22 protein-coding genes are annotated in these 21599 nt (G+C 66.0%); 14 read left to right on the forward strand and 8 right to left on the reverse strand.

What is annotated here, in order from left to right; all coding sequences use genetic code 11:
- The first annotated feature begins 15 nt into the window (after positions 1-15).
- The 5 genes from IWX77_RS03540 (at position 16) to IWX77_RS03560 (ending at position 5753) form a co-directional block, all read left to right on the forward strand.
- Positions 16-1182, forward strand: a complete 1167-nt coding sequence (locus IWX77_RS03540; protein WP_196843146.1) for a metallophosphoesterase family protein — start codon at positions 16-18, stop codon at positions 1180-1182.
- Positions 1179-4250 carry an AAA family ATPase gene (locus IWX77_RS03545; protein WP_196843147.1) on the forward strand — a complete coding sequence of 1024 codons (3072 nt, stop codon included), beginning with the start codon at positions 1179-1181 and terminating at the stop codon, positions 4248-4250. The genes IWX77_RS03540 and IWX77_RS03545 overlap by 4 nt, the downstream gene beginning before the upstream one ends.
- 114 nt (positions 4251-4364) lie before the next feature.
- Positions 4365-4904 (forward strand): 5' nucleotidase, NT5C type, encoded by a 540-nt coding sequence (locus tag IWX77_RS03550; RefSeq protein WP_196843148.1) that lies wholly within the window; start codon positions 4365-4367, stop codon positions 4902-4904.
- A 217-nt stretch (positions 4905-5121) separates the two neighbouring features.
- Positions 5122-5460: a hypothetical protein gene (locus IWX77_RS03555; RefSeq protein ID WP_334353647.1), complete on the forward strand. Its 339-nt coding sequence runs from the start codon at positions 5122-5124 to the stop codon at positions 5458-5460.
- A complete protein-coding gene (locus tag IWX77_RS03560; RefSeq protein ID WP_196843150.1) occupies positions 5457-5753 on the forward strand; it encodes a hypothetical protein in 297 nt (98 codons plus the stop codon). The genes IWX77_RS03555 and IWX77_RS03560 overlap by 4 nt, the downstream gene beginning before the upstream one ends.
- 25 nt (positions 5754-5778) lie before the next feature.
- Here IWX77_RS03560 and IWX77_RS03565 read toward each other — a convergent pair whose 3' ends face one another.
- The 4 genes from IWX77_RS03565 to IWX77_RS03580 form a co-directional block, all read right to left on the reverse strand.
- Positions 5779-6651 carry an amino acid ABC transporter ATP-binding protein gene (locus IWX77_RS03565; RefSeq protein WP_297414266.1) on the reverse strand — a complete coding sequence of 291 codons (873 nt, stop codon included), beginning with the start codon at positions 6649-6651 and terminating at the stop codon, positions 5779-5781.
- Positions 6638-7306 carry an amino acid ABC transporter permease gene (locus tag IWX77_RS03570; protein ID WP_196843151.1) on the reverse strand — a complete coding sequence of 223 codons (669 nt, stop codon included), beginning with the start codon at positions 7304-7306 and terminating at the stop codon, positions 6638-6640. The genes IWX77_RS03565 and IWX77_RS03570 overlap by 14 nt, the downstream gene beginning before the upstream one ends.
- A 12-nt stretch (positions 7307-7318) precedes the next feature.
- Positions 7319-8128, reverse strand: coding sequence for an amino acid ABC transporter substrate-binding protein (locus IWX77_RS03575; protein WP_196843152.1), 810 nt, complete (start codon positions 8126-8128; stop codon positions 7319-7321).
- Between the two features lie 160 nt (positions 8129-8288).
- Positions 8289-10436 (reverse strand): RecQ family ATP-dependent DNA helicase, encoded by a 2148-nt coding sequence (locus IWX77_RS03580; RefSeq protein ID WP_196843153.1) that lies wholly within the window; start codon positions 10434-10436, stop codon positions 8289-8291.
- A gap of 233 nt (positions 10437-10669) precedes the next feature.
- Between IWX77_RS03580 and IWX77_RS03585 the strand changes: the two genes are divergently transcribed.
- Positions 10670-11416, forward strand: a complete 747-nt coding sequence (locus IWX77_RS03585) for a hypothetical protein (protein ID WP_196843154.1) — start codon at positions 10670-10672, stop codon at positions 11414-11416.
- Between the two features lie 76 nt (positions 11417-11492).
- Positions 11493-12782 (forward strand): M18 family aminopeptidase, encoded by a 1290-nt coding sequence (locus IWX77_RS03590; protein ID WP_196843155.1) that lies wholly within the window; start codon positions 11493-11495, stop codon positions 12780-12782.
- A 50-nt stretch (positions 12783-12832) separates the two neighbouring features.
- Here the strand turns inward: IWX77_RS03590 and IWX77_RS03595 are convergent, their stop codons facing one another.
- Positions 12833-13741, reverse strand: coding sequence for an oxygenase MpaB family protein (locus IWX77_RS03595; RefSeq protein ID WP_196843156.1), 909 nt, complete (start codon positions 13739-13741; stop codon positions 12833-12835).
- A gap of 399 nt (positions 13742-14140) precedes the next feature.
- On the opposite strand from IWX77_RS03595, the gene IWX77_RS03600 reads away from it, so the two are divergent.
- Both IWX77_RS03600 and IWX77_RS03605 read left to right on the forward strand, forming a co-directional pair.
- Positions 14141-15607, forward strand: a complete 1467-nt coding sequence (locus tag IWX77_RS03600) for a sugar porter family MFS transporter (protein WP_196843157.1) — start codon at positions 14141-14143, stop codon at positions 15605-15607.
- Positions 15608-15710: 103 nt separating this feature from the next.
- Positions 15711-16946 carry an exonuclease domain-containing protein gene (locus IWX77_RS03605; protein ID WP_196843158.1) on the forward strand — a complete coding sequence of 412 codons (1236 nt, stop codon included), beginning with the start codon at positions 15711-15713 and terminating at the stop codon, positions 16944-16946.
- A gap of 16 nt (positions 16947-16962) precedes the next feature.
- On the opposite strand, the gene IWX77_RS17400 is transcribed toward IWX77_RS03605, so the two are convergent.
- The 3 genes from IWX77_RS17400 to IWX77_RS03620 are packed head-to-tail and all read right to left on the reverse strand — an operon-like array spanning position 16963 to position 18162.
- A complete protein-coding gene (locus IWX77_RS17400; RefSeq protein ID WP_366145604.1) occupies positions 16963-17100 on the reverse strand; it encodes a TraR/DksA C4-type zinc finger protein in 138 nt (45 codons plus the stop codon).
- A gap of 3 nt (positions 17101-17103) precedes the next feature.
- Entirely contained in the window at positions 17104-17349 is a 246-nt protein-coding gene (locus tag IWX77_RS03615) for a hypothetical protein (RefSeq protein WP_196843160.1), read from the reverse strand.
- An 18-nt stretch (positions 17350-17367) separates the two neighbouring features.
- On the reverse strand, positions 17368-18162 hold the full coding sequence (locus tag IWX77_RS03620) for an RNase H family protein (RefSeq protein WP_196843161.1): 795 nt from the start codon (positions 18160-18162) through the stop codon (positions 17368-17370).
- A 391-nt stretch (positions 18163-18553) separates the two neighbouring features.
- On the opposite strand from IWX77_RS03620, the gene IWX77_RS16945 reads away from it, so the two are divergent.
- From IWX77_RS16945 to IWX77_RS03645, 5 genes are all read left to right on the forward strand, one after another.
- Positions 18554-18676 (forward strand): hypothetical protein, encoded by a 123-nt coding sequence (locus IWX77_RS16945; protein ID WP_327012057.1) that lies wholly within the window; start codon positions 18554-18556, stop codon positions 18674-18676.
- A 9-nt stretch (positions 18677-18685) separates the two neighbouring features.
- Entirely contained in the window at positions 18686-18856 is a 171-nt protein-coding gene (locus IWX77_RS17405; protein ID WP_196843162.1) for a molybdopterin dinucleotide binding domain-containing protein, read from the forward strand.
- A 455-nt stretch (positions 18857-19311) separates the two neighbouring features.
- Complete coding sequence (tatA, locus tag IWX77_RS03635; protein WP_196843164.1) at positions 19312-19578, forward strand: Sec-independent protein translocase subunit TatA; 267 nt, start codon at positions 19312-19314, stop codon at positions 19576-19578.
- 48 nt (positions 19579-19626) lie between these two features.
- Complete coding sequence (gene tatC / locus IWX77_RS03640) at positions 19627-20382, forward strand: twin-arginine translocase subunit TatC (RefSeq protein ID WP_196843314.1); 756 nt, start codon at positions 19627-19629, stop codon at positions 20380-20382.
- A gap of 237 nt (positions 20383-20619) precedes the next feature.
- Positions 20620-21573, forward strand: a complete 954-nt coding sequence (locus IWX77_RS03645; protein ID WP_196843165.1) for a ferritin-like domain-containing protein — start codon at positions 20620-20622, stop codon at positions 21571-21573.
- The last annotated feature ends 26 nt before the right edge of the window (positions 21574-21599 follow it).

Below are 21599 nucleotides of genomic sequence, written 5' to 3' on the forward strand. Positions count from 1 at the left end.
GGTAGCGTAAACAGCATGAAGATTCTGCACACCTCGGACTGGCACATCGGGCGCACCTTCCACACCCATTCCACGCTGGAACACCTCGGTCTGGTGCTGGACGCGCTCGTGACGGTGGTGCGGGAGCGGGGTGTCGATGTGGTGGCCGTGGCGGGCGATGTGTTCGATTCCGCGATGCCGTCGAAAGAGAGCTATGCGCTGCTGACCGGCGCACTGCGGCGGCTGAGACAGGGCGGGGCATCCGTCGTGATGACCAGCGGCAATCACGACTCGGCGACGCGGCTCGGTTTTCAGTCGGAGTGGGCGGCTCTGGCCGGCATTCACGTGGTGACCCGGCCCGAGCAATACCTCGAGCCGATCACCGTGACCGACGAGCACGGGCCGGTGCACTTCTACGGCATTCCCTACCTGGAGCCCGTACTCATTCGCCACCTGTACCCGGGCGTGCTGCTGAAAACGCACGAACAGGTTCTGAATTTCGCGATGACGCAAATTCGTGACGACCTGGCCCGCCGAGGGGGCCGGAGTGTCGTGCTCTCGCACTGCTTCGCGGCCGGCGTCGCACCAGCCACCGAGTCGAGCGATGTGGAGCGCGACATTACCGCCGGCGGGCTCGACGTCGTGCCATTGAGTGTTTTCGACGGCTGCGACTATGTCGCTCTCGGTCACATTCATGGGCGAGCCACGCTCACCGAGCGGGTGCGCTACTCCGGAGCGCCCCTGCACTACTCCTTCTCCGAGGCCGGCAAGCCGCGCGGAGCCTGGCTGGTCGAACTTGACGCCGACGGCTTGGGTGCCATCGAGTGGGTGGATCTGCCCGTGCCGCGCCGGCTCACGGTGCTCACCGGCCAGCTCGCCGATCTGCTCGATGACGCGGCCCTTGCCGGTACCGAGGGCGACTGGGTGAAAGCCATTCTCACCGATCAGGTGCGTCCGCTCGACGCCATGCGCTCGCTGCAAACCCGATTTGCGCACGCGGTCGCGCTTGAGCACCGTCCGCTCATTCGGGTCGATCCGGGTGACACCAGCTACGCGGAGCGCATCAGCGCGGCCAGGAGTGACCCCGAAATCATCGCCGGATTCCTCGCGTTCGTGCGCAACGGGGTCGGGCCGACCGACTTTGAGAGCGCGCTCGTGGCCGAACTGCTGACCGAGCAGTCCACGCGGGTGGCCAACTCATGAAAATTCTGCGCCTGCGGCTCGCCGGGTTCGGCCCCTACAAGAATGAAGAGGTCGTTGACTTCGAACGATTCGAGGCCGACGGTATCTTTCTCATCTCGGGCAGGACTGGCGCTGGCAAGTCGAGCATTCTCGACGCCATCTGTTTTGCTCTCTACAACCAGGTGCCGCGCTTTGACGGCGGCGAGCTCAAGCTGCGCAGCGACCACTGCGAGCCGGACGACCCGACCTTCGTCGAACTCGACTTCAGCGTCAGCGATGCCCGGTACCGATTGCGCCGCAGTCCCGCTTACGAGCGACCGAAAAAGAGCGGCGCCGGCGTGACCACGGCCGTTCCGACCGCGGTGTTGCAGGTGCTGGACGGCGACGACTGGCGGGGCATCGCTGCCAAGCTCGTGACCGTCGGGCACGAGCTCGATGCTATTCTGCCGCTCAAAGTCGACCAGTTTCTGCAGGTGATCCTGCTCGCGCAGAACCGGTTCCAACGGTTTCTACTGGCCAAGACCGAGGAACGCCGTGCGGTCCTGCGCACCCTGTTCAACACGGGGCGGTTCGACCAGCTCGAGGCGGCGTTGATCCTGCGCCGTAAGGGCCTGGATGAGCGGCTCGCGGTCAGCCAGCGCGACCTCGACGAGAATCAGGCGGCGGCCGCGGTGCTGCTGCAGAGCGAGGGTGCGCTCGGCGCCCCCACCGCCCAGTGGTTCGCCACCGCGCAGCACGACCTCATCATCGAGCGTGACGCGGCGACCGCGCTGGTCGCACTGAGCAATGCCCACTTGGCAGCGGCGACGGGTCGGCACGAGTCTCTCGTGCACACGCACGAGCGTCAGCTCCGGCGAAGCGGTGCGATCATCGAGCTGACCGCAGTCGAGGCCCGGCACGTCGACATCGCAAGGGAGCGCGCCGCGCTACACGCCGCAGAGCGCGCGGCTCGGGTGTGGTCACAGATTTGTGCACGCCGTGATGCCACACTCGCGCTCGAATCGGCAGAGGCAGCGCTGGCGACCGCGCAGGTCGAGCGCCAGCTCGTGCGCACAGCGTCAGCTGAGGTCGAAGGGGCCGGTGCTGCCGGTGCTGCCGGTGCTGCCGGTGCTGCCGGTGCTGCCGGTACTGCCGGTACTGCCGGTACTGCCGGTGCGCTTATTCCTGCTGATATCGAATCGCTCGAGCAGATCCAATCGGTCATTGACGCGCTGCTCGGTCGTCTCGGCGCCCTGGACGACGTCCTGGCTGACGAGCGCACCCTTCCCGGCCTCGATGCTGAGATCGCCGATCTGCTCGCCGTGCAGCAGGGGCACACCGCTGCCCTCGACGCGGCACGGGCTCAGCTCGAGGCGCTGCCCGAGCAAATTGAAACTCTCGCCGCCGAACACTCGGCGACGCTGCTTCTGGCCTCGCACCACGATGATGCGACGATCGCGCTCGACCGTGCCGTGCTGACCCTCGAGGCCGCTGAGACCGTCGATCTGCTCAGCGCCACCCTGCTCACCGCGCAGCAGGAAGAATTAACCGCGAGCGGCAACAACGCCGCTGCGGCCGCGCACTACGAGGCCGTACTCGAGCGTCGTTTCTCGGGTTTCGCCGCCGAGCTGGCCACCCGACTGGTCGCCGGCGATGCCTGCGCGGTCTGCGGGTCGACCGCTCACCCGCAGCCAGCGCTTCGCCAGCACGAGCCGGTCACCCCGCACGATCTGGAGGCTGCCCGCAGCACTGTCACGGAGCGCCAGGGTCAGCTCGTGTCCGCCCAGAGCGCGGTGCAATCGGTCGACCTGCGCCTGGCCGAAGCCCGCGCCGTGACCCGGGGCGGTGACGTGCCTGCACTCAAGGCCGAGCACGCCACGGCAACCACGGCGCACGAGCTGGCCGAACGGGCCACCACGCGCCTGCCGCAACTGCAGGCCCGACTCGGTGATCTGCGTGCCGCTTTGACCAGGGCAACCTCGAGTCTTGAGGTGATCCGCGCTGGTCGCGACCGTGCCGTCACGGCGTATGCGGCTCGGATCAGTCACCGCACGACTGTTGTCGACCGCCTCACCGCGCAGCGCGGCGAGTTCGACAACGTTCGGGGCCAGGTCGCCCACCTGCACGCCCACCTGGTCATTGCACGCACGTTGGCCGCCGCGCTGGTCACGGCGGATCAGTGTCGCACGGCCCGGGAAAGCACCGAGACACGCCTGCTCGTGCAACTCGCTGACGAAGACTTTCGCACCGCCGAGGCGGCGCAGGCAGCCCGTCTCGATCACGCCGAGATCGAACGCCGCACGAACGCCCTGCGCGTGCACGATGACGCTCTGGCGGCGGTCCGTGCCACCCTCGCTCACCCCGACCTCGCCGACCTTCCCGACGAACCCGTCGACCTCGAACCGACCAGGCTCGCTGTTGCCACCTCGAGCACGGCCCGCGACACCGCGTTGACCACGCACCGCTCCCTGCTCGATCGTGCCCGGGCCCTCGCAGCCATCGTCGGACGAGTGGCCACCCTGTTCGCGGAGTCCGGGGCGTTGCAACTCGACCACCAGCAGGTGCGCCAACTGGCCGACGTCGTGCACGGCGACGAACCGAACACCAAACGGATGCGGCTCGAGAACTATGTACTCGCCGCCCAACTCGAACATATTGTTGCGGCTGCGAACTCGCGCCTGCGCACCATGACGAGCGGCCGGTACACCCTGGAGCATGACGACTCGCTCGCCTTCGGCGGGGCCCGGTCGGGGTTGGGCCTCGCCATTCGCGATGAATACACCGGTCGCGCCCGACCGACCCACTCCCTGTCGGGCGGCGAGACGTTCCTCGCCTCCCTCGCCCTCGCCCTCGGGCTGGCCGAAGTGGTCACCGGACAGGCGGGCGGCATCACGCTCGACACCCTGTTCGTCGACGAGGGTTTCGGCTCGCTCGACAGTGAAACCCTCGAGACCGCTATGAGTACCCTCGACACCCTGCGCGCCGGCGGGCGCACGATCGGCCTGATCAGCCACGTCGACTCCATGAAAGAACAGATCCCGGCGACGCTGCGCATCTGGGTCACCGATCAGGGCTACAGCCGAATCGAGGCCGACACAGCCGCCGAATGAACCCGGCGGCGTCGAGCGGCGAAACGGGGTTGCCCTGAGGTATTGCCGATCCGGGGTGAGCCTGTCACGATCGGAGCGTTGCCGCAATGAAGCGAGCCGCGCCAGGGAGCCCGAATGAAAAAGATCCTCTATATCGACCTCGACAACACCCTCGTCAATGTTCAATCAGGAATCGACCGACTGACCAACGCCGAGTACCGCCGCTACGAGAAACGGCTCGATGAAGTTCCCGGCATTTTCGCCCGCATGGAACCGATCAGTGGCGCGATCGATGCGTTTCATACCCTCGCCCAATCGTTCGACACCTACATTCTCTCTCTGGCTCCGTGGGACAATGCAAGTGCCTGGCAGCACAAGCTCGAGTGGGTGCAGGAGCATCTGGGCGCGGATGCCGGCGGGCCGGCCTACAAGCGGCTGATTCTCTCGCACCACAAGCATCTCAACCGGGGCGACTTCCTCGTCGATGACGGGTCAGCCATTGGTACAGACCGGTTCGAGGGTGAGCTGATCAAGTTTCTGACACCGCTGTTTCCCGACTGGAACACGGTGTCACGCTACCTGCTGGAGCGTACCGGCACGACCCCGTGCCCGGAGCTGGCAACCCGGTCGCTGCACCGACCGGCGCTTTATGGCGGCGCGGTGCTGGCAAACTGACGACGAATTCGAAAACGCCTCCGGTGAATGGGCACATTTCCAACGCGTTCGCTTGTCTCCAACCCGATCTGGGCGGCGAATGATACATCGTCCGAATCTCCTGACAAGGGGTTTACCCACATGTAAATCTGGGGTAATCTCACTTTCAGACAGGCGCGGATCGGTCCCGGTACCCTACCCGAACCGGCGTACGCCACCAGATGATTGGGTGAAGACGATGGTGGAACTGAAGAAGATGACAGAACTGAAATCGGACTTCGTTCCGATGGGCGAAGTCAGCGCCGATGAGCGCTCCAGAATGGCCTTTGGAAAAGCTGGCGTGCACCGCGATGATCGTTACGCCGTCGCCGTGAACGCCGAGGGTGAGATTCTTCTGACCCCGCTGGTGTCCATTCCGCGCCGCGAGCTTCTGGTCTGGGACGACGACGTCATCCGCGCCGCCCTGGTGCGTGGCCTCGAGTACAGCAGCCAGGACGAGACGAGCGAGGGTGGCGACTTCACCCGGTACGCCGATGAGGAGCACGCGGTCGACGCGTCGGCCGAGCCCCAGTCATGAGTTTTACCCTCCTTCTCACGAGGGAAGCGGCGTCGGGACTGTCCATTCTCGAAACAAAACCACAGCTGGTCGGTCGCCTCAAACGGGTGCGAACCGCACTCGGACGGCTGCAGCTGAACCCCGACGACCCCGCATTGCGCTCGCACAAATACGTGTCGCTCGCGGGTAAAAAGGGTGAGGCCGTCTGGGACTCCTACATCGAACACCGCACGCCGACGGCCGGCCGAATCTACTGGCACTACGGCCCCGGCCTCGATCGGATCACCGTCGTAATCATCACGCCGCAACCGTAGCGTTTCTGGTGCCAGCTGCTGACGCCTAGAACGGGTGGAGCAGCCGGTGCAGAAACTGGCGGGTGCGTTCCTGCTGGGGATGCCGCAGCAGCAGTTTCGGGTCGCCGTGCTCGACGATGGTGCCCCCGTCGACGAAGGCGATCTCGTGCGCGACCTCGCGGGCGAATTCGAGTTCGTGGGTGACGATCACCATACTCCAGCCCTCGTCGGCGAGCTCCTTGATCAGGCGCAGTACGTCGCCGACCAACTCCGGATCGAGAGCGGATGTCGGCTCGTCGAACAGCAGCAGCTGCGGTCGAAGCGCCAGCGCGCGCACGATGCCGACCCGCTGCTGTTGGCCGCCGGAGAGCTCGAACGGATAGCTGTCCCGCTTGTCGGTAAGACCGACCCGCTCCAGCAGGGCGAGCGCCTCGATCGTGACCTCGGAGACCGGGCGCCGCTGCACGACGACCGGTCCCTCGATCACGTTCTGCAGCACGGTCTTGTGCGGAAACAGATTGTAGTGCTGAAACACCATGGCCGACCGGTCGCGCAGGGCGCCGAGCTGTTTCGCTGAGGTCTTCAGGGCGAAGTCAATGGTCACCGGCACGACGGCGTTGGCGCCACGACCGTGGGCCTGGCCGGTACCGGCCCGGTCAGCGCCCACGGCCGCGGCAACGTCGATGGTGCCGCCGTCAGGCAACTCGAGCCCGTTCAGGCAGCGCAAAATCGTGGTCTTGCCCGAGCCGGACGGTCCGATCAGCGCAAGCACCCGGCCAGGGCCCACCGTCAGATCCACCGATTCCAGAACCCGGTTGCTTCCAAAACTCTTCTGCAGCCCGCGCACGCGCAGCAGGACAGCGGAGGCCGCAGCATCCGCTGGGGGAGACGGCTCGGCCGGAAGATCAGCGGGCGACATATCGGTCCAATCGCTTCTCGAGAAAACCCTGCCCGGTGGAGAGCACCAGGCAGATAACCCAGTAAATGAGCGCTGCTTCGAGGTAGAGCAGCATGAACTCCTGGCTGAACGCCGCCACCTGCTGCGCCTCACGGAACAGCTCGGTGACCAGAATCAGGGAGGCCAGCGAGGTGTCCTTCACCAGGCTGATGAACGTGTTCGACAGCGGCGGCACCGAGACCCGGGCAGCCTGCGGCAGGATGATGCGGGTCAGGGCCCGACTGTGCGACATGCCGATCATGTAGGCCGCTTCCCACTGACCTTTGGGCACCGAGAGAATCGCGGCGCGGATGACCTCGGCCGCATAACCACCGACGTTGATCGAAAAGGCGACGACGGCGCTCGGCCACGGTTCAATCGTCACACCGATAGACGGCAGCCCGTAGAAGATCACGAACAGTTGCACCAGCAGGGGGGTGCCGCGCACGATCGAAATATAGCCGCGGGCGATGCCGGAGAGAGCGCGCTTCGCCGACAACCGCATGAGAGCGAGAACGAGCGCGAGCCCGAGGCCGATCGCGAACGACGTGAGGGCAAGCGGAACCGTGCCGCGCACCGCGCCGTCGAGCAGCGGCCACAGCGAGCTGAAGAACAACTCCCAATCAGGCTGAATCATCGACTGGGCGGGTTACTGGCTGACGTCGGCACCGAAATACTTGTCGGAGAGCTCGGCGAGCGTTCCGTCGGCGCTGAGGGTCGCGAGCGCTTTACTCACGGCCTCGGCCAGGGCCGTGCCGTCTTTCGCGAAGGCGAACGCGCTCTCCGAGCGGTCCTTGGTTTCGGCGGCAATCTTCAAATTGTCGGCGCCGTTGGTCTTCTGGTAGTCGAGGAAGGTCAGTTTGTCGTTGACCGTGGCATCCACTCGACCCTGCTCGACCAGGGCGACCGACTGGGCCCAGCCCTCGACGGCTTCAACGGTCGCGCCACTCTCGGTGGCCAGGGTGTACCAGTTGCTGGTCAGCGACTGCGCCGTGGTCTGACCTTTGAGGCCTGCGAACGAAGTGATCGACGTGTTGTCGGCGGGAACGACGATGACACCGGTGGAGTAGGTGTACGGCGCGGAGAACTCGTACGAATCGAGGCGTTCCGGGGTGATGGACACCTGGTTGGCGATCGTGTCCCAGCGGCCGGCGGTGAGACCGGCGAAGATGGCATCCCACTGGGTCTCTTCAAAACGGGCGTCGACGCCGAGCTCGGCGGCGACGGCGCGTGCCACCTCAACGTCGTAGCCGGTGAGCTCGCCCGAGCCGTCTTTGTGAAACGAGAACGGACGGTAGGTGCCCTCCGTGCCGATCACGAGAGTGCCGGAGTCGAGTACGCTGCTCAGGGAGTCGTCGGTGCCGGTCGCCGCGTCTTCCGTGCCGTTCGAGGCGGAGCAGCCGGTGAGGGTGAGGGCAACGACGGACAGCACGGCGGCCGGAATAAATCTGAGCTTCATGAAAGAAACGCCTAACGAACTAGAGGGGCGAGCGCGGGTTGTGTGGGTGCCACCCTGAATTGTGCGGAGACCGCGGGTAACGGCGTCCCACCGTAACAAGGCACTACCGGGCTCGAATATTCCGGTTACGTCTGATGACGAAACCATCCCGGCTCTCGAACTACGAGCGCAGGGCCAGAGTGAACGGCAGCGCCGCCGAGGCGCCGTGCTGGCGCAGCACCCGGGCCGCCACCGTCACGGTCCACCGGCTGTCGGCCAGGTCATCAATGAGCAAAACGGGGCGGCCGGCGAACGGGGCAAGCGCCGCGCCCAGATCGGGGCCGACCGCGAACCGGTCCCACACGCGCGACAGCCGGTAGGCACTGTTGCCGCCCGGCTCCCCGCTGGGTCCGCCGTTCGCCCAGTCCAGTGCGCCAAGAAGTGGCAGCCGGCCACGCGAGGCCAGCGATCGGGCCACCGAATCAATCAACAGCGGATGCCGCCTCGACGGCATCGACACAATGGCCGCGGGTCGTTCGGCCCAGCTCCACTCGGCGAGCACCCGCACACAGGCGGCCAGCATGGCCGGCGGGGCGGGGGCATCCGCTACCCCGGTCGCGAACAGATCACGCAGGGGGCCGCCCCAGCCGAGGTCGGTCAGCCGGGCCAGCGCACGGCCGGGCTCGGCGCGCTCGGTGAGCGGGATCTTGCCGGTGGCCGCGACGCCGAGGCTGCTCATTCCGGTGGGCCACTGGGCGCGAACATCGATGGTGACGCCGACCCGGTCGAGCGATTGCGCGGCCGTCGCGGCCGCGCCCTCGGCCAGATCGACCGGATACCAGACGCCCTGGCAGTTGTCGCAGCGGCCGCAGGCCACCGCGGTATCATCGTCGAGAGCCCGCTGCAGAAATTCCATGCGGCAGCCGGTGGTGCTCTCAAATTCGAGCATCGCCCGCTGCTCACCGACCCGGGCGGCCGCGATGCGTTCGTATCGCTCACCGTCGTAGGCCCAGGGCCGCCCGGTTGACTGCCAGCCGCCCGTGACCCGGTGCACGGCGCCGTCGACGTCGAGCACCTTGAGCAACAATTCGAGCGGGGTGCGCCGAAGGTCGACCCGAGCCTCAAGCGCCGGCGTCGACAGCGGCGCTCCGGAGGTTTCGAGCGCGCCGATCACGGCGAGGGCCTTGGCCTCGTTGGGCATTGACGCGGTCGCGAAATAGTGCCAGATCGCCTCGTCTTCGGTGCCGGGCAGCAGGAGCACATCGGCCGAGGCGGTGGCGCGGCCGGCGCGGCCGACCTGCTGGTAGTAGGCCACGGGGGAGGACGGCGCCCCCAGATGTAGCACGAACCCGAGGTCGGGTTTGTCGAATCCCATGCCGAGGGCGCTCGTGGCGATGAGCGCCTTGACCTGGTTGGTCTTGAGTAGCCCCTCGGATTCCTCGCGTTCGGCCGTGTCGGTCTGCCCGGTGTAGGCGCGCACCGCGTGGCCGGCGCCCCGCAGCAGCCGGGCCGTGTCTTCGGCGGCGGCCACGGTGAGGGTGTAGATGATGCCGCTGCCCGGCAGGTCGCCGAGGTGGCTGAGTAGCCAGGCCAGGCGGGCACCCGAATCGGGCAGGCGCAGCACACCGAGCCGCAGCGAGGAGCGGGCGAGCGGGCCGCGGATGGTGACGACCTCGGCGGTACCGGCAGCTGTGCCGGCGTCCTCGAAACCAACGGCGATCTTGCCCACCTGCTCCGCGATGTCCTGCACCACCCGGCTGTTGGCGGTCGCCGTGGTGGCGAGCACGGGCACGCCTGCCGGCATCTGGGCGATCAGGTCGCGCAGGCGGCGGTAGTCCGGGCGAAAATCGTGGCCCCAATCGGAGATGCAGTGTGCCTCGTCGATCACGAGCAGGCCCACTCGAGCGATCAACGCGGGCAACTGCTCATCGCGAAAAGATGGATTATTCAGTCGTTCGGGCGACACCAGCAGCACGTCGACCTCGTCGGCGTCGAGCTGGCGCAGCACATCGGTCCACTCGTGCGCGTTCGATGAGTTGATCGATACCGCCCGCACGCCGGCCCGGGCGGCAGCGGCGACCTGGTCACGCATCAGGGCCAGCAGGGGCGAGACCAGAATGGTCGGGCCGGCGCCCTGGCGCCGCAGCAGTAGGGTTGCCACAAAATACACGGCCGACTTGCCCCACCCGGTGCGCTGCACGACGAGGGCGCGCTTGCGCTGGTCGACGAGAGTTTCGATCGCTCGGTATTGTCCGTCGTGAAAGTCGGCGTGGGGCCGCCCCACGAGGGTGCGCAGAATGGCCAGAGCGGATGCACGGGTGTCGGTCATCCTTCAAGCGTGCCAGATGCTGCTGACAGGCCCGCCCGTCGATGTCGACGATGTCGAATACCAAGCACGTGTGCAAGGCCCCGAGAGGATGGTTTGCGCGCGGTTCACCGGGCGTGTCGCGGGGGATCCGTCGTGTCCTGACCGAGCGTGTCGCGGGGGATCCGTCGTGTCCTGACCGAGCGTGTCGCGGGGATCCGTCGCGGTCGAACGGGATCGCTCAGTAGGCTCGGTGGGTGAATGTGATTCAGGAGATCGAAACGCGCCTGCCGGAAGAGGCCGTCGCCGGTTTTCGCCGACTCATCGGGCAAGCCCGGGTCGGGGATCCGATCCTGCTGCAGGAGCGGGCGATGGCGCGCATGGTTGCTCCGACGCAGTGGATTTTAACCCGCGTCGGTGTTGACGGCATCCGCTTGACCAAGGCCGGGCACCTGCCGCCGGCGGTCATTCTTGAAGCGTCCGCCGAGCTCGACTGGGGTTGGCCGATCAGCGTCAACCGCGAAGTGCACCTGCGTCCGCTGCAAGAACTGCGCGGGCACCTGCGCGATGTGGGACTGCTGCGGGTCAGCAAGGGCATGCTCGTGCTCACCCGACAGGGCCGGGCCCTCTCCGGGACCCCTCGCGAACTCTGGTGGCACCTCGCCCGTACCATTCACCACAGCCGTACGCCCGCCGTGAGCGACGCCACCCGACTCCTGCTGTTGTTCGTGGCGACCCGCGGTCTGGCCCGACGCGAGGACTACCTCACCACCCTGTCGCGCGCGCTCGGATCGCTCGGCTGGGTGCAGTCCGACGGCCAGGAACCAACGACGCAGTCGGTGTGGCACCTCGTCGACACCAAGTGGCGCCTGCTCGACCGACTGGGCGTGTTCGAGCAGACCGAGGCCTGGCACGGCGATCGCGGCACGGTTACCGTGGGCGGCGCCGCCTTCGCGCGCGCCGCGCTGCGGTCCGACGCGCCGTCCAACTCGCTTTCCGAATAGCAAGCCCTCCTGTCGCCGGCCTGCATGCGGCCGGTACTCGGCATCTGCTGCCCGGCGTGAGTGGTTGGATGGACGAATGGATGCCACAGCTGACTACCGTGCCGATTTCTCCGCCTTCCTCCAAGCGTCACCGTCGTCGTACCACGCCGCCGCCGAAGTCGCCCGGCGTCTCGACGCGAACGGCTTCACCCGATTGAGCGAGTCGGAGTCCTGGGCCGATGCCCCTGCTGCCACCGGCCACTACGTCGTGCGCGACGGCGCCGTCATCGCCTGGTCGCAGCCCGTCGGTGCCGCAGCCACGACACCGTTTCGCATTCTCGGCGCCCACACCGACTCCCCGGGTTTCAAGCTCAAGCCGAAACCCACGATCGGCTCGCACGGCTGGCTGCAAGCCGGCGTCGAGGTGTACGGCGGGCCGCTGCAGAACTCCTGGCTGGACCGTGAGCTCGAACTCGCCGGCCGGCTCGTCACCCAGGGCGGCACCGAGCACCTGGTGCGCACCGGGCCGTTCCTGCGCATTCCGCAGCTCGCCGTGCACCTCGACCGCGAGGTGAACAATGGTCTGACCCTCGACCGACAACGCCACCTCACACCCGTTTTCGGTGTCGGCGATGCGTCCGAGGCCGACCTGGTGGCGCACCTGGCCGGTCTGGCCGGGCTTCTGGCAGCGGATGTCGCCGGTTACGACATTCTCACCGCCGACACCAACCCGCCCGCCACCTTCGGTCTCGGCCAGGAGCTGTTCGCGGCCGGGCGCCTCGATAACCTGTCGTCGGTGCACGCCGGCCTGTGCGCCCTTATTCTCACCAGCGAACACCCCACCGATATCGGCCCGATCAGCGTACTCGCGGCCTTCGACCACGAAGAACTCGGCTCCCAGTCGCGGTCGGGCGCGAGCGGACCGCTGCTCGATGACATTCTCACCCGCATCGGTGACGACCTCGGTGCGACCGGGTCGGAACGCCTGCAGGCCTACGCGGAATCCTGGTGCCTCTCCGCTGACGCCGGACATGCCGTGCACCCGAACTATCCGGATCGTCACGATCCGGCCAACACTCCCATTCTCGGCGGCGGCCCGCTGCTGAAAATCAATGCCAACCAGCGCTACGCGACGGATGCCCACGGCGCGGCCCTCTGGGCGCGCACCTGCGCCCAGGCGAACGTCGAGTACCAGGAATTCGTGTCCAACAACACGGTTCCCTGCGGGTCGACGATCGGACCGCTGACCGCGACCCGGCTGGGCATCCGCGTCGTCGACGTCGGCGTGCCGCTGCTGTCGATGCATTCCGCCCGGGAACTGTGCCACGTCAACGATCCGCAGGCGCTGAGTGCGGCCATCGCCGCTTTCTTTGCTCCGATGGTGTAGTCGCGCCGAGCGCCGCACGAGCGCCGCACGAGCGCCGCACGAAGGCCAGCTCAGGTGGCCAGTTCGTCGGTGCGTGCGATGCGCGCGAGCCGTGAGCGCGCTGCCTCCTCTGATGTCGACGAGGGGCCGAGCAGGGTGCGCACGACACCGAGAACGAGCCGGGTGCCCCAAATTGCCGGCAGCCGGGATCGTTTCAGGCCCAGCATGTCGCGATACTCGCGCGGGATCGACGCCACGGCGCCAGCGAACATGATGCGGTAAAACGGCAGCATGCCGCGGCTGAGTGGCGGGTAGCGGATGAACCGCACGGCTTCGGCGACGCGGGAATCACTCTTGAGCGTTCCGGCACTGCGAAAAGCCTCAAGCTGGGTGGCCAGCTCGTCGGCCGAATGCGGTGCATTCTGCACCCCGACCAGTTCACCGGCGGTCGCCCATTCCCGCACATAGCCGTCGGCGCCGCCGGGAATGGCGCCGTCCCACAACAAATGGGATTGCAGAAAAGCGTCGGTGAAAACAAGGTGCACCCACGACAAGAGTTCGGGGTCGCCCGCTGCATAGGGGCGTTCCTCACCGCGCGCATCAAGATAGGTGCCGGTCACCCGATCGTGAAAGTGGGCCACCCGGCTCGATTCCCGCTCGGCAACAACCGTGTCGGCAAAAGTCACCGTGACCAGCCACTGAATGGTGCCGGAAAGACGCCCGAGGGGGTCTTCGTGATAGCGGGACCAGTCGTGCACACCGGCCATGGCGCCCGGGTGCAGGGTTTGCATGAGCAGTGCACGAATGCCGGCGACCATGGTCGCCATGCCGCCGTGCACGGCCCAGGCCGCGCTGCCCGGGCCGAAGAACCCGACGTTATCGCCCGTGGCGATCTGGCCGACCCACTTGGGCCGCCCCTCGCTGTTGCCCGAAAGCGTCACAAGAAGATGCGAGCGCCAGCTGTCCGTGAATCTTCCCATCCTCGGATCGTAGTCCCGCCTCGCTGGACGCCCGCCGCGAACGACCTCGTGTTTCCCGGCGGCCCGGCCGTCAGTTTTGGTCATGGTCCGTCGGCGGGGCGGCCGCTCCCGCACGGATCATGTACCCCTCGCCCTCCACCGGGTCGGTGGATTCGGGAACCGTACTGGTTATGGCGGTACTCCCCACACGGTCGTCGGCCGGAGCCAAAAGGTTGGTCGATCCGTACCCGCTGCACAGAAAGCAATTGCGAGAATCGTTGTAGGCCGGTTCAAACCGCCCCGCCCCCCTGTCGTGGCACAGGGTCTGCACCGTTGGCGCGGCACCCGATGGGACCCGACGTAGGCTGGTCGGATGGCACAACATCGAAACAGGAGGCGGCACGTGACCGACACAGCACGATGACCGCATCCCCTTCGGGCTCGGTGAACGACCTTGGCACGCCGAGCAGCAACCGAAAAGTCATCGCGTTGGCCGTCGCCGGCGCCCTCGGCGGTTTTCTGTTCGGCTTCGACTCCTCGGTCATCAACGGAGCCGTCAACGCGGTGCAGCGAGAATTCGCTCTGAATGCCACCCTCACCGGGTTTGCCGTGGCCTGTGCGCTGCTCGGTGCTGCGGCCGGCGCTTTCTTCGGGGGCCGTTTCGCCGACCGTTACGGGCGCATCCCCATGATGGTGCTCGGCGGTGTGGTGTTCCTGGTCAGCTCGATCGGTTCCGGCTTCGCGTTCGGCGTCGTCGACCTGATCATCTGGCGGGTGGTCGGCGGCCTCGGCATCGGCCTCGCATCCGTTGTCGCGCCGGCCTATATCGCCGAAATTTCACCGCGGCAGATGCGCGGCCGTCTTGGCTCTCTGCAGCAGCTCGCAATCACCCTGGGAATCTTCACCGCCCTGCTCTCCGACGCCATGTTTGCCGCGAGCGCGGGTGGGGCGGGCAGCGAGTTCTGGTTCGGCCTGGAGGCCTGGCGCTGGATGTTCCTCGCCGGCGCCGTGCCCGCCATCGTCTACGGCGGCATCGCGTTCATGCTGCCGGAATCCCCGCGTTTCCTGATTCTGAAAGACAAAGAAACGGATGCCCGCGCCGTGTTCACTCGGCTCTGGCCGAGCGGCGATGTCGACCGGGAAATTCGCGACATGCGTCGTTCGATCGAGGTCGACGCGCGTTCGCAGAAGACGGGGTCCCTGCGCGGCAACGCCTTCGGGCTCAAACCGATCGTCTGGGTCGGCATCATTTTGTCGGTGTTCCAGCAGTTCGTTGGCATCAACGTGATCTTCTACTACTCGACCACCCTGTGGCAGGCGGTCGGCTTCCAGGAATCCAACTCGCTGACCATCTCGGTGATCACCTCGGTGACCAACATTCTGGTGACCCTGGTCGCGATCGCCCTGGTCGACCGGATCGGTCGGCGACCGATCCTGCTGACCGGTTCCATCGGCATGACGGTGTCACTTGCGACCATGGCGGTGGCGTTCAGCCAGTCGAACACGGTCGGCGGCGAGTTGAGTCTGCCCGGCGCTTGGGCGCCGATCGCACTGGTCGCCGCGAACCTGTTCGTGATCTCGTTCGGTGCCTCCTGGGGGCCGGTGGTGTGGGTGCTTCTCGGGGAAATGTTTCCCAACTCGATTCGTGCCAAGGCCCTTGGGCTCGCCGCAGCCGCGCAGTGGACCGCGAATTTTCTCATCACGGTCACCTTTCCGCCCATGGCCAATGCGTCCCTGACGATCACCTACGGCCTCTACGCCCTGTTCGCTGGACTCTCGTTCTGGTTCGTGCTGCGCAAGGTTCCTGAAACGAACGGGATGTCGCTCGAGGAAGCGGACACACTGCTACCGCCGAAGAACTCGGCCAGAAAAGCCGAAGGCAACTAGGTATATAAGCAGCACTCGACTGGACCTGCAACCCCCCGAAAGGGTAGTCGCGTCGAGTCGGGTTTGTGGATAACTTCACATCACAAGATTGTGGAGTGTGACCATGCCCGAACGTGGATACGCCGTTATTTGTTTGAAAACCACCGGACTGTTTCCGTATAAGCGGGATCGGGTCGTCGAGATTGCCGTTGTGCACATCGACGAGGGTGGTTGCACGACTGCGCGCTGGCAGACCGTCGTCAATCCCGGAAGCAACGCGGGTGACGTCGCGAGCCACGGTGTCAGCACGGCCGAACTGCTGCGCGCGCCCACGTTTGAGCAGATCGCACCGCGACTGATCGACCTGCTCCGCGGCCGGGTGTTGGTGTCCCACAATGCCCAGTTTGTCACCGGCTTTCTGATGAGCGAGTTCGAGCTGATCGGCTACGCCCGCGGGCGTGGACTTGAGGCAGTCTGCACGATGCAGCTGGCCCGCAGCTACTTGCCGGGGGCCGGTCGGCAGCTCATCGATTGTTGTGCGGCCTACGACATCGAGATCGGGCCCGGCCCCGGAGCCCTGGTGCAGGCCGTGGCGTGCGCGAGCCTGCTGGCGGCCTACGTGCACGGCTCGCCCAGTGCAGCACCGTGGATCGAGGCCCTCGACCGTGCCGAGCGGGCCCCCTGGCCGCTTATCGTCGGCGACACCGGGGCGGAGTGGGTGCAGCGCGACCCGACAACGACGGACGCAGTGCCCACACCGAGCTTTCTGGCTCGGGTGGCCATGAAGCTCCCCGACTACACCGGACCGGAGGAGCGCCTGGACTATCTCGCCCTGCTCGACCTGTGCCTGGTCGGTCGTGTGCTGTCGTTCCAGGAAACGCGCGAACTTCGGGTTTTGGCCGAATGCAGCGGCATCAGTGTGGCGGACTGCGCCGCCCTGCATCGCCGGTACTTCGAAGACTTTGTGCGCGTGGCCTGGTCAAATGGCGACCTCAGTCGAGGGGATTGCTTTGACCTGGTCGCCGTCGCCCGCATGCTCGCCGTCGACCCGGACGTCATCGCCGCCGCTCTGACCGCACCGTCATCGGTGGCCCGACCACCGATTGCCTCGATCGATACGGTGCTGCTGGAACGGGGCGACATCGTCGTGCTGGCCGGTGACATGGCCCGCGCTCGCTCCGATTGGGGCCGAGAGCTGATCGCTCGCGGGCTCTCCCTGGGCACCGCGGTCACGCTGCGCACAAGCCTGCTCGTTGCCGCCGACCCGGCCTCGGTCACCGGCATGACGGGCAAAGCGCGCGACTATGGCATTCCGATCGTCTCCGAGTTCGGCCTTCGGTCTCTCATCGGCGTGCGCTGATCGGAGGTGTGCTGAACTATCGACGGCGCGGTGCCGCCTTCTCGGCGCAGGCGGCGCAGAGGTCGGCGGCCGGTTTGATCTCGAGTCGCCCCTTCCGGAATTCGTTGCCGCAGCGCACGCACAGGCCGTAGTTGCTGTCGACAATGCGCTGCAGGGCTCAAGCGATGGCCGCGAGCTCGTCGCCGGCTTCGTTCTGAAACCCCGACAGGCGTGACCATTCGTTGCGCAGCGAGGATGCTTCCGCGTCGTGGGCGCCGTCGGTCGAACCGTCACTGCGCGAGCTTCGCACGATGGCAAACCTATCGGCGAGACGCTGGGATTGCTCGGTCAGCTCGGTGCGGCGTTCACCGAGCGCGGTCTCGAAAATGTGCAATTGTGCGGGTTCGCAGGACGAAACGGTCATGTTCTATGGTCCCACGGCTCAAATCAGATTGCGCAGGTACTCCTCGACGGTCACGCCGCGGGCCGCGGACCGCTGCACGACACGCCGGTGCTCGTCGTCGGTGAGCGACAGCGTCACCCGATGCAGCTCACCGGTGCTGCGCATAACGTCGGGGCCGTGCAGATCGGTCAGGTCGCGGTAATCCTCGCCGATATCATCATCGAGATCGTCGAAAGAAAACAGTTCGGCACGCGGGTAGGCGGTGGCCCGCTCCGTGGTGCGGTCCGTGGTCTGGGTCGGCGTGCCTGAACTGCTTGGTCCGACGGATGCCGCCGCTCGCGCCTGTGCCACCGGTTCACCCTCAGCTTCACCCGCGCGAAAACCCGGCCCGCCCGGCGCCGGCCGGCCGCGCTGAAAAGCCTCGGCCGCGCTGCGCGCGCGCTCGTCGGCGGCCTCATTGAGGGGATGCCCGACGTGTCCCTTGACCCATTCGAACCGGTAGCGTCGCCCGGCGATCGCCTCGTCGATCTCCTTCAGCAGGTCGAGGTTCATGACCGGTTTGCCGTCTCCCTTGCGCCAGCCCTTCGCCTTCCAACCCTTCATCCACTTCGTCACGGAGTTGATCACATACTGGCTGTCGCACAGCACGAGCAGGTCGTCGTCGATGTGTGCGGTTGCGCGAAACAACTCGAGCACGGCCTTCAGCTCGCCCTGGTTGTTGGTCGCGTGCTTCCAGCCGCCGGCCGCCCAGCAGGAGTCGTCGACGTACCAGGCCCAGCCAGCCGGTCCGGGGTTGCCGAGGGCAGAACCGTCGGCGGCGGCGGTGATCGTCATGTGCGGGCCTTTCAAACAGCGGATGTGCGGGCGCAGGTCGTTCCAGTCTGCCACCCCCCGGAATCCGCTGCCCGCACGGCTTTGGGTTCGATGCGGATTGTGTCCGTTATGTACGAGCTCCCCGATACAGCCCCAACAGCCTGTGATCATCTGTGGTCGAAAGGTAGCGGGTGCCACGGTTTCCGGACACACGCGCCGGCCAACGTCGAAGCAGGGAAGCCGCCCGGGCGGCCTGCAGAGCGTGGCACCGCCGCTTCATTCCAACCCCGAGCGGGACTTCAGTGACATCCAGCACCGTTCAAACATTACCCAGCACCACCGCACCCGGCACCACCGCACCCAGCACCGTTGCGGCGGTGCTCGTGCACCGTCCGGGGCGATGGATCGACAATTGGAACCCCGAGAACAAGAAAAAGTGGGAACAAGGCGGCACGATCATCGCCGGCTGCAACAGCTCGGCATCATCGACGAGGCCTGGGTTGAGGTCAGCACCGACCGGGGCACGGTGCGCTGACGCGCCCAGGTGAGCACCAACATCCGGTTTGACACGGTTTTTTTGCCGTTTCACTTCGCCGGCGACCAGGGTGCCAACCTGCTGACCGACGACGAGATCGATCCGATAAACATTATGCCCGAATTGAAGACGACAACCGTTCGCGTGTCTGCACGCGTGGAAGCAGACGCCCATGTCTGAACGACCCGAGCGCTTCGTGCTGGTTGGCTGGGCCGGTCGGTGCCCGCTTCGTCGAAGAGCTGCTGCCACTCAAGCGCCAGGGCGCGGCCACCCTGACCGTGGTCGGGGCTGAGAGCGCCGATGCCGACAGATGCCGACAACCGGGTGCTGATCGCCGAATACGCCGTCGGCGCCATCGCCGATTCGACCGCGGCCGGCAACACCGGCGTCGCCTGCATTGGTGCGGCCTCCCGAGCCGGCACCGGATGCGGCGGCTGCAGAGTGCGCATCGGGGAGGTTCTCGAACGCTTCGCAACGGTCGAACCCGCCGCCAAACGGCCGGGTAGGCGTTCACACTCACTCGGTTTTCTCGGAAAGATATTACAGCCCACGAAAATGCTGAGTTTTACCCGGTTTTGTGAGTGGTACGGCGGTTACACTGCTGCACGACCAATTCAATTCGAGGGAGAATTCGCATGCTGAGCAACCTGACCGGATGGCATTTTCTGATCATTCTCGTCGTGATCCTGCTGTTGTTTGGCGCGCCGAAGCTGCCAGGACTCGCCCGCAGCCTCGGTCAGTCCATGAAGATTTTCAAGAGCGAGATCACGCCGGAACGCACCGATGACGCTGCGCCGAGAGAATCGGCCGAAAACGCACGCGCTGCCGGTACCCGTACCGACAGCAGCCGCCTGGACAACCCCAGCGCCGAGTCGAGCGGCACGCCGAACCCGAAGGCCTAGGCCACCGTGGTGGTGGAGGGCGTGCGCACCGCGCGCGTCAAGGGCAAAATGTCACTCGGGCAGCATCTGCTCGAGTTGCGCAAGCGACTCTTTCTCGCCGCTGCGGGCATCCTCGTCGGCGCGATCGCCGGCTGGTTGCTCTCGGGCTTCGTCTGGGATGGTCTGCGCGAGCCGATCTACGCAATCGTGCGCGCCCAGAACCGCAACGCCCAGATCAACTACCCCGACATCACGAGCGCCTTCGACCTCAAGCTGCGCATCTCGTTCTATGTGGGCCTGATCGTTTCGAGTCCGATGTGGCTGTACCAGATCTTCGCCTTTCTGATGCCCGGGCTGACGCGCAAGGAGAAGCAGTACACCTTCGGTTTCTTTTTCTCCGCCGTGCCCCTGTTCCTCATCGGGTGCGCGGCCGGCTGGTACGTGTTGCCACACGTGGTTGAACTCATGACGAGTTTTGCGCCGCAGCAGGACGCCGCTCTGATCAACGCGGGAAACTACTTCGACTTCGTGCTCAAACTCATGATCGCCATCGGGATCGCGTTCGTGCTGCCGGTATTTATCGTGTTACTGAACTTCGCCGGGGTGATCAGCGCCCGCTCCATCATCAAATCCTGGCGCCTGGCCATCCTGGTGATCATCCTGTTCACGGCGATCGCGACTCCGGCGGCCGACGTCGTGTCAATGTTCCTGCTCGCCGTGCCCATGGTGGTGCTCTATTTCGCCGCCTATGGCATCGCCGTGCTGCATGACCGCCGGGTCGCTCGTCGGGTGCCCCCGGTCGGCGCAGATGGCCTGCTGCTCTGATTGGCGCTGTCACCGCGCATCCGCTCTCGTGCCGCTGAACCGCGTCGCCGTTGATCCGCATTGCCGTTGATCCGTTCCACACGAGGGTGCAGAACATGCAGGCCTCAAAAAGTGAGCTTAATTCTTATCGTTTGATTACGTGCCGTGTCTAGCCGTTCAGCAGATTACTTTCGGCGGGTACGTTGCCTTGGTCAGGCAGACCTACCCGACAAATTCCAACCAGTCAGGAGAACGAGGATGTTCGATCAAGGTTTTATAACCAACGCCATCAACCGCAGCGCCGAGAGTCCCTCGGACCGCCGCAACTTTCTGCGCGCGGCCGGCGTGGCCGGCTTCGGCGTCGGAGCGGCGATGCTCGCCACCGGCGGCCCCGCGATGGCCACAGAATCCACCGGGCCGGCGACCGCACCGAGTGACGCGTCCATTTTGAACTTCGCGCTCAACCTCGAGTATCTCGAGGCGGAGTTTTACCTGCGGGCAACGACCGGCAGTGGGCTGCCCGACAGCCTCACCACCGGAACCGGAACCCGCGGCGGCGTCACCGGCGGTCGCATGGTGCACTTCAAGACCTCAATCATCAGGAAGTACGCCGAAGAAATTGCTGCCGATGAGAAGTCGCACGTTGCTTTCCTGCGGTCCGCGCTCGGCGCCGCCGCCGTGTCTCGCCCCAAGATCAACCTCGACGCGAGCTTCACCGCTGCCGCCCAGGCGGCCGGGCTGGTCAAACCCGGAGTGAAATTCGACGTGTACGCGAACGAGGCGAATTTTCTGTTCGGGGCGTTCATCTTCGAGGACGTCGGAGTCACCGCGTACAAGGGTGCCGCGCCGCTGATCACGAACAAGACCTTCCTCGAAGCGGCCGCCGGCCTGCTCGCGGTGGAGGCCTACCACGCCGGCGTCATCCGCAGCACGCTGTACGCGCTCGGGATCGCCATTCCCTCGGTGTACTCGACCGCTCAGGCGATCTCCAACCTGCGCGACGCCGTCGATGGATCGTCCGACCTCGACCAGGGCATCGGGAACGCGTCGAAGGCCAACCTCGTGCCGACCGACGCCAACGGTCTGGTGTACAGCCGCAGTGCCGCCCAGGTGCTCAATATCACCTATCTTAATGCGGCGCCGGTGCGTTCGGGCGGGTTCTTCCCGGCCGGTGTGAACGGTGTCATCAACACCAGCGGGGCCAACGGCTAGCGCGCTCGGGCTTCGCGCAGGCCAAC

This window comes from Cryobacterium sp. CAN_C2 (genome assembly GCF_015751745.1).
Classification (GTDB): Bacteria; Actinomycetota; Actinomycetes; order Actinomycetales; family Microbacteriaceae; genus Cryobacterium.

Coding starts and splice junctions, on each gene's coding strand:
- IWX77_RS03540 (WP_196843146.1), top strand. CDS start 16: ATGAAGATTCTGCACACCTCGGACTGGCACATCGGGCGCACCTTCCAC.
- IWX77_RS03545 (WP_196843147.1), top strand. CDS start 1,179: ATGAAAATTCTGCGCCTGCGGCTCGCCGGGTTCGGCCCCTACAAGAAT.
- IWX77_RS03550 (WP_196843148.1), top strand. CDS start 4,365: ATGAAAAAGATCCTCTATATCGACCTCGACAACACCCTCGTCAATGTT.
- IWX77_RS03555 (WP_334353647.1), top strand. CDS start 5,122: ATGGTGGAACTGAAGAAGATGACAGAACTGAAATCGGACTTCGTTCCG.
- IWX77_RS03560 (WP_196843150.1), top strand. CDS start 5,457: ATGAGTTTTACCCTCCTTCTCACGAGGGAAGCGGCGTCGGGACTGTCC.
- IWX77_RS03565 (WP_297414266.1), bottom strand. CDS start 6,651: ATGTCGCCCGCTGATCTTCCGGCCGAGCCGTCTCCCCCAGCGGATGCT.
- IWX77_RS03570 (WP_196843151.1), bottom strand. CDS start 7,306: ATGATTCAGCCTGATTGGGAGTTGTTCTTCAGCTCGCTGTGGCCGCTG.
- IWX77_RS03575 (WP_196843152.1), bottom strand. CDS start 8,128: ATGAAGCTCAGATTTATTCCGGCCGCCGTGCTGTCCGTCGTTGCCCTC.
- IWX77_RS03580 (WP_196843153.1), bottom strand. CDS start 10,436: ATGACCGACACCCGTGCATCCGCTCTGGCCATTCTGCGCACCCTCGTG.
- IWX77_RS03590 (WP_196843155.1), top strand. CDS start 11,493: ATGGATGCCACAGCTGACTACCGTGCCGATTTCTCCGCCTTCCTCCAA.
- IWX77_RS03595 (WP_196843156.1), bottom strand. CDS start 13,741: ATGGGAAGATTCACGGACAGCTGGCGCTCGCATCTTCTTGTGACGCTT.
- IWX77_RS03600 (WP_196843157.1), top strand. CDS start 14,141: ATGACCGCATCCCCTTCGGGCTCGGTGAACGACCTTGGCACGCCGAGC.
- IWX77_RS03605 (WP_196843158.1), top strand. CDS start 15,711: ATGCCCGAACGTGGATACGCCGTTATTTGTTTGAAAACCACCGGACTG.
- IWX77_RS03615 (WP_196843160.1), bottom strand. CDS start 17,349: ATGACCGTTTCGTCCTGCGAACCCGCACAATTGCACATTTTCGAGACC.
- IWX77_RS03620 (WP_196843161.1), bottom strand. CDS start 18,162: ATGACGATCACCGCCGCCGCCGACGGTTCTGCCCTCGGCAACCCCGGA.
- tatA (WP_196843164.1), top strand. CDS start 19,312: ATGCTGAGCAACCTGACCGGATGGCATTTTCTGATCATTCTCGTCGTG.
- tatC (WP_196843314.1), top strand. CDS start 19,627: ATGTCACTCGGGCAGCATCTGCTCGAGTTGCGCAAGCGACTCTTTCTC.
- IWX77_RS03645 (WP_196843165.1), top strand. CDS start 20,620: ATGTTCGATCAAGGTTTTATAACCAACGCCATCAACCGCAGCGCCGAG.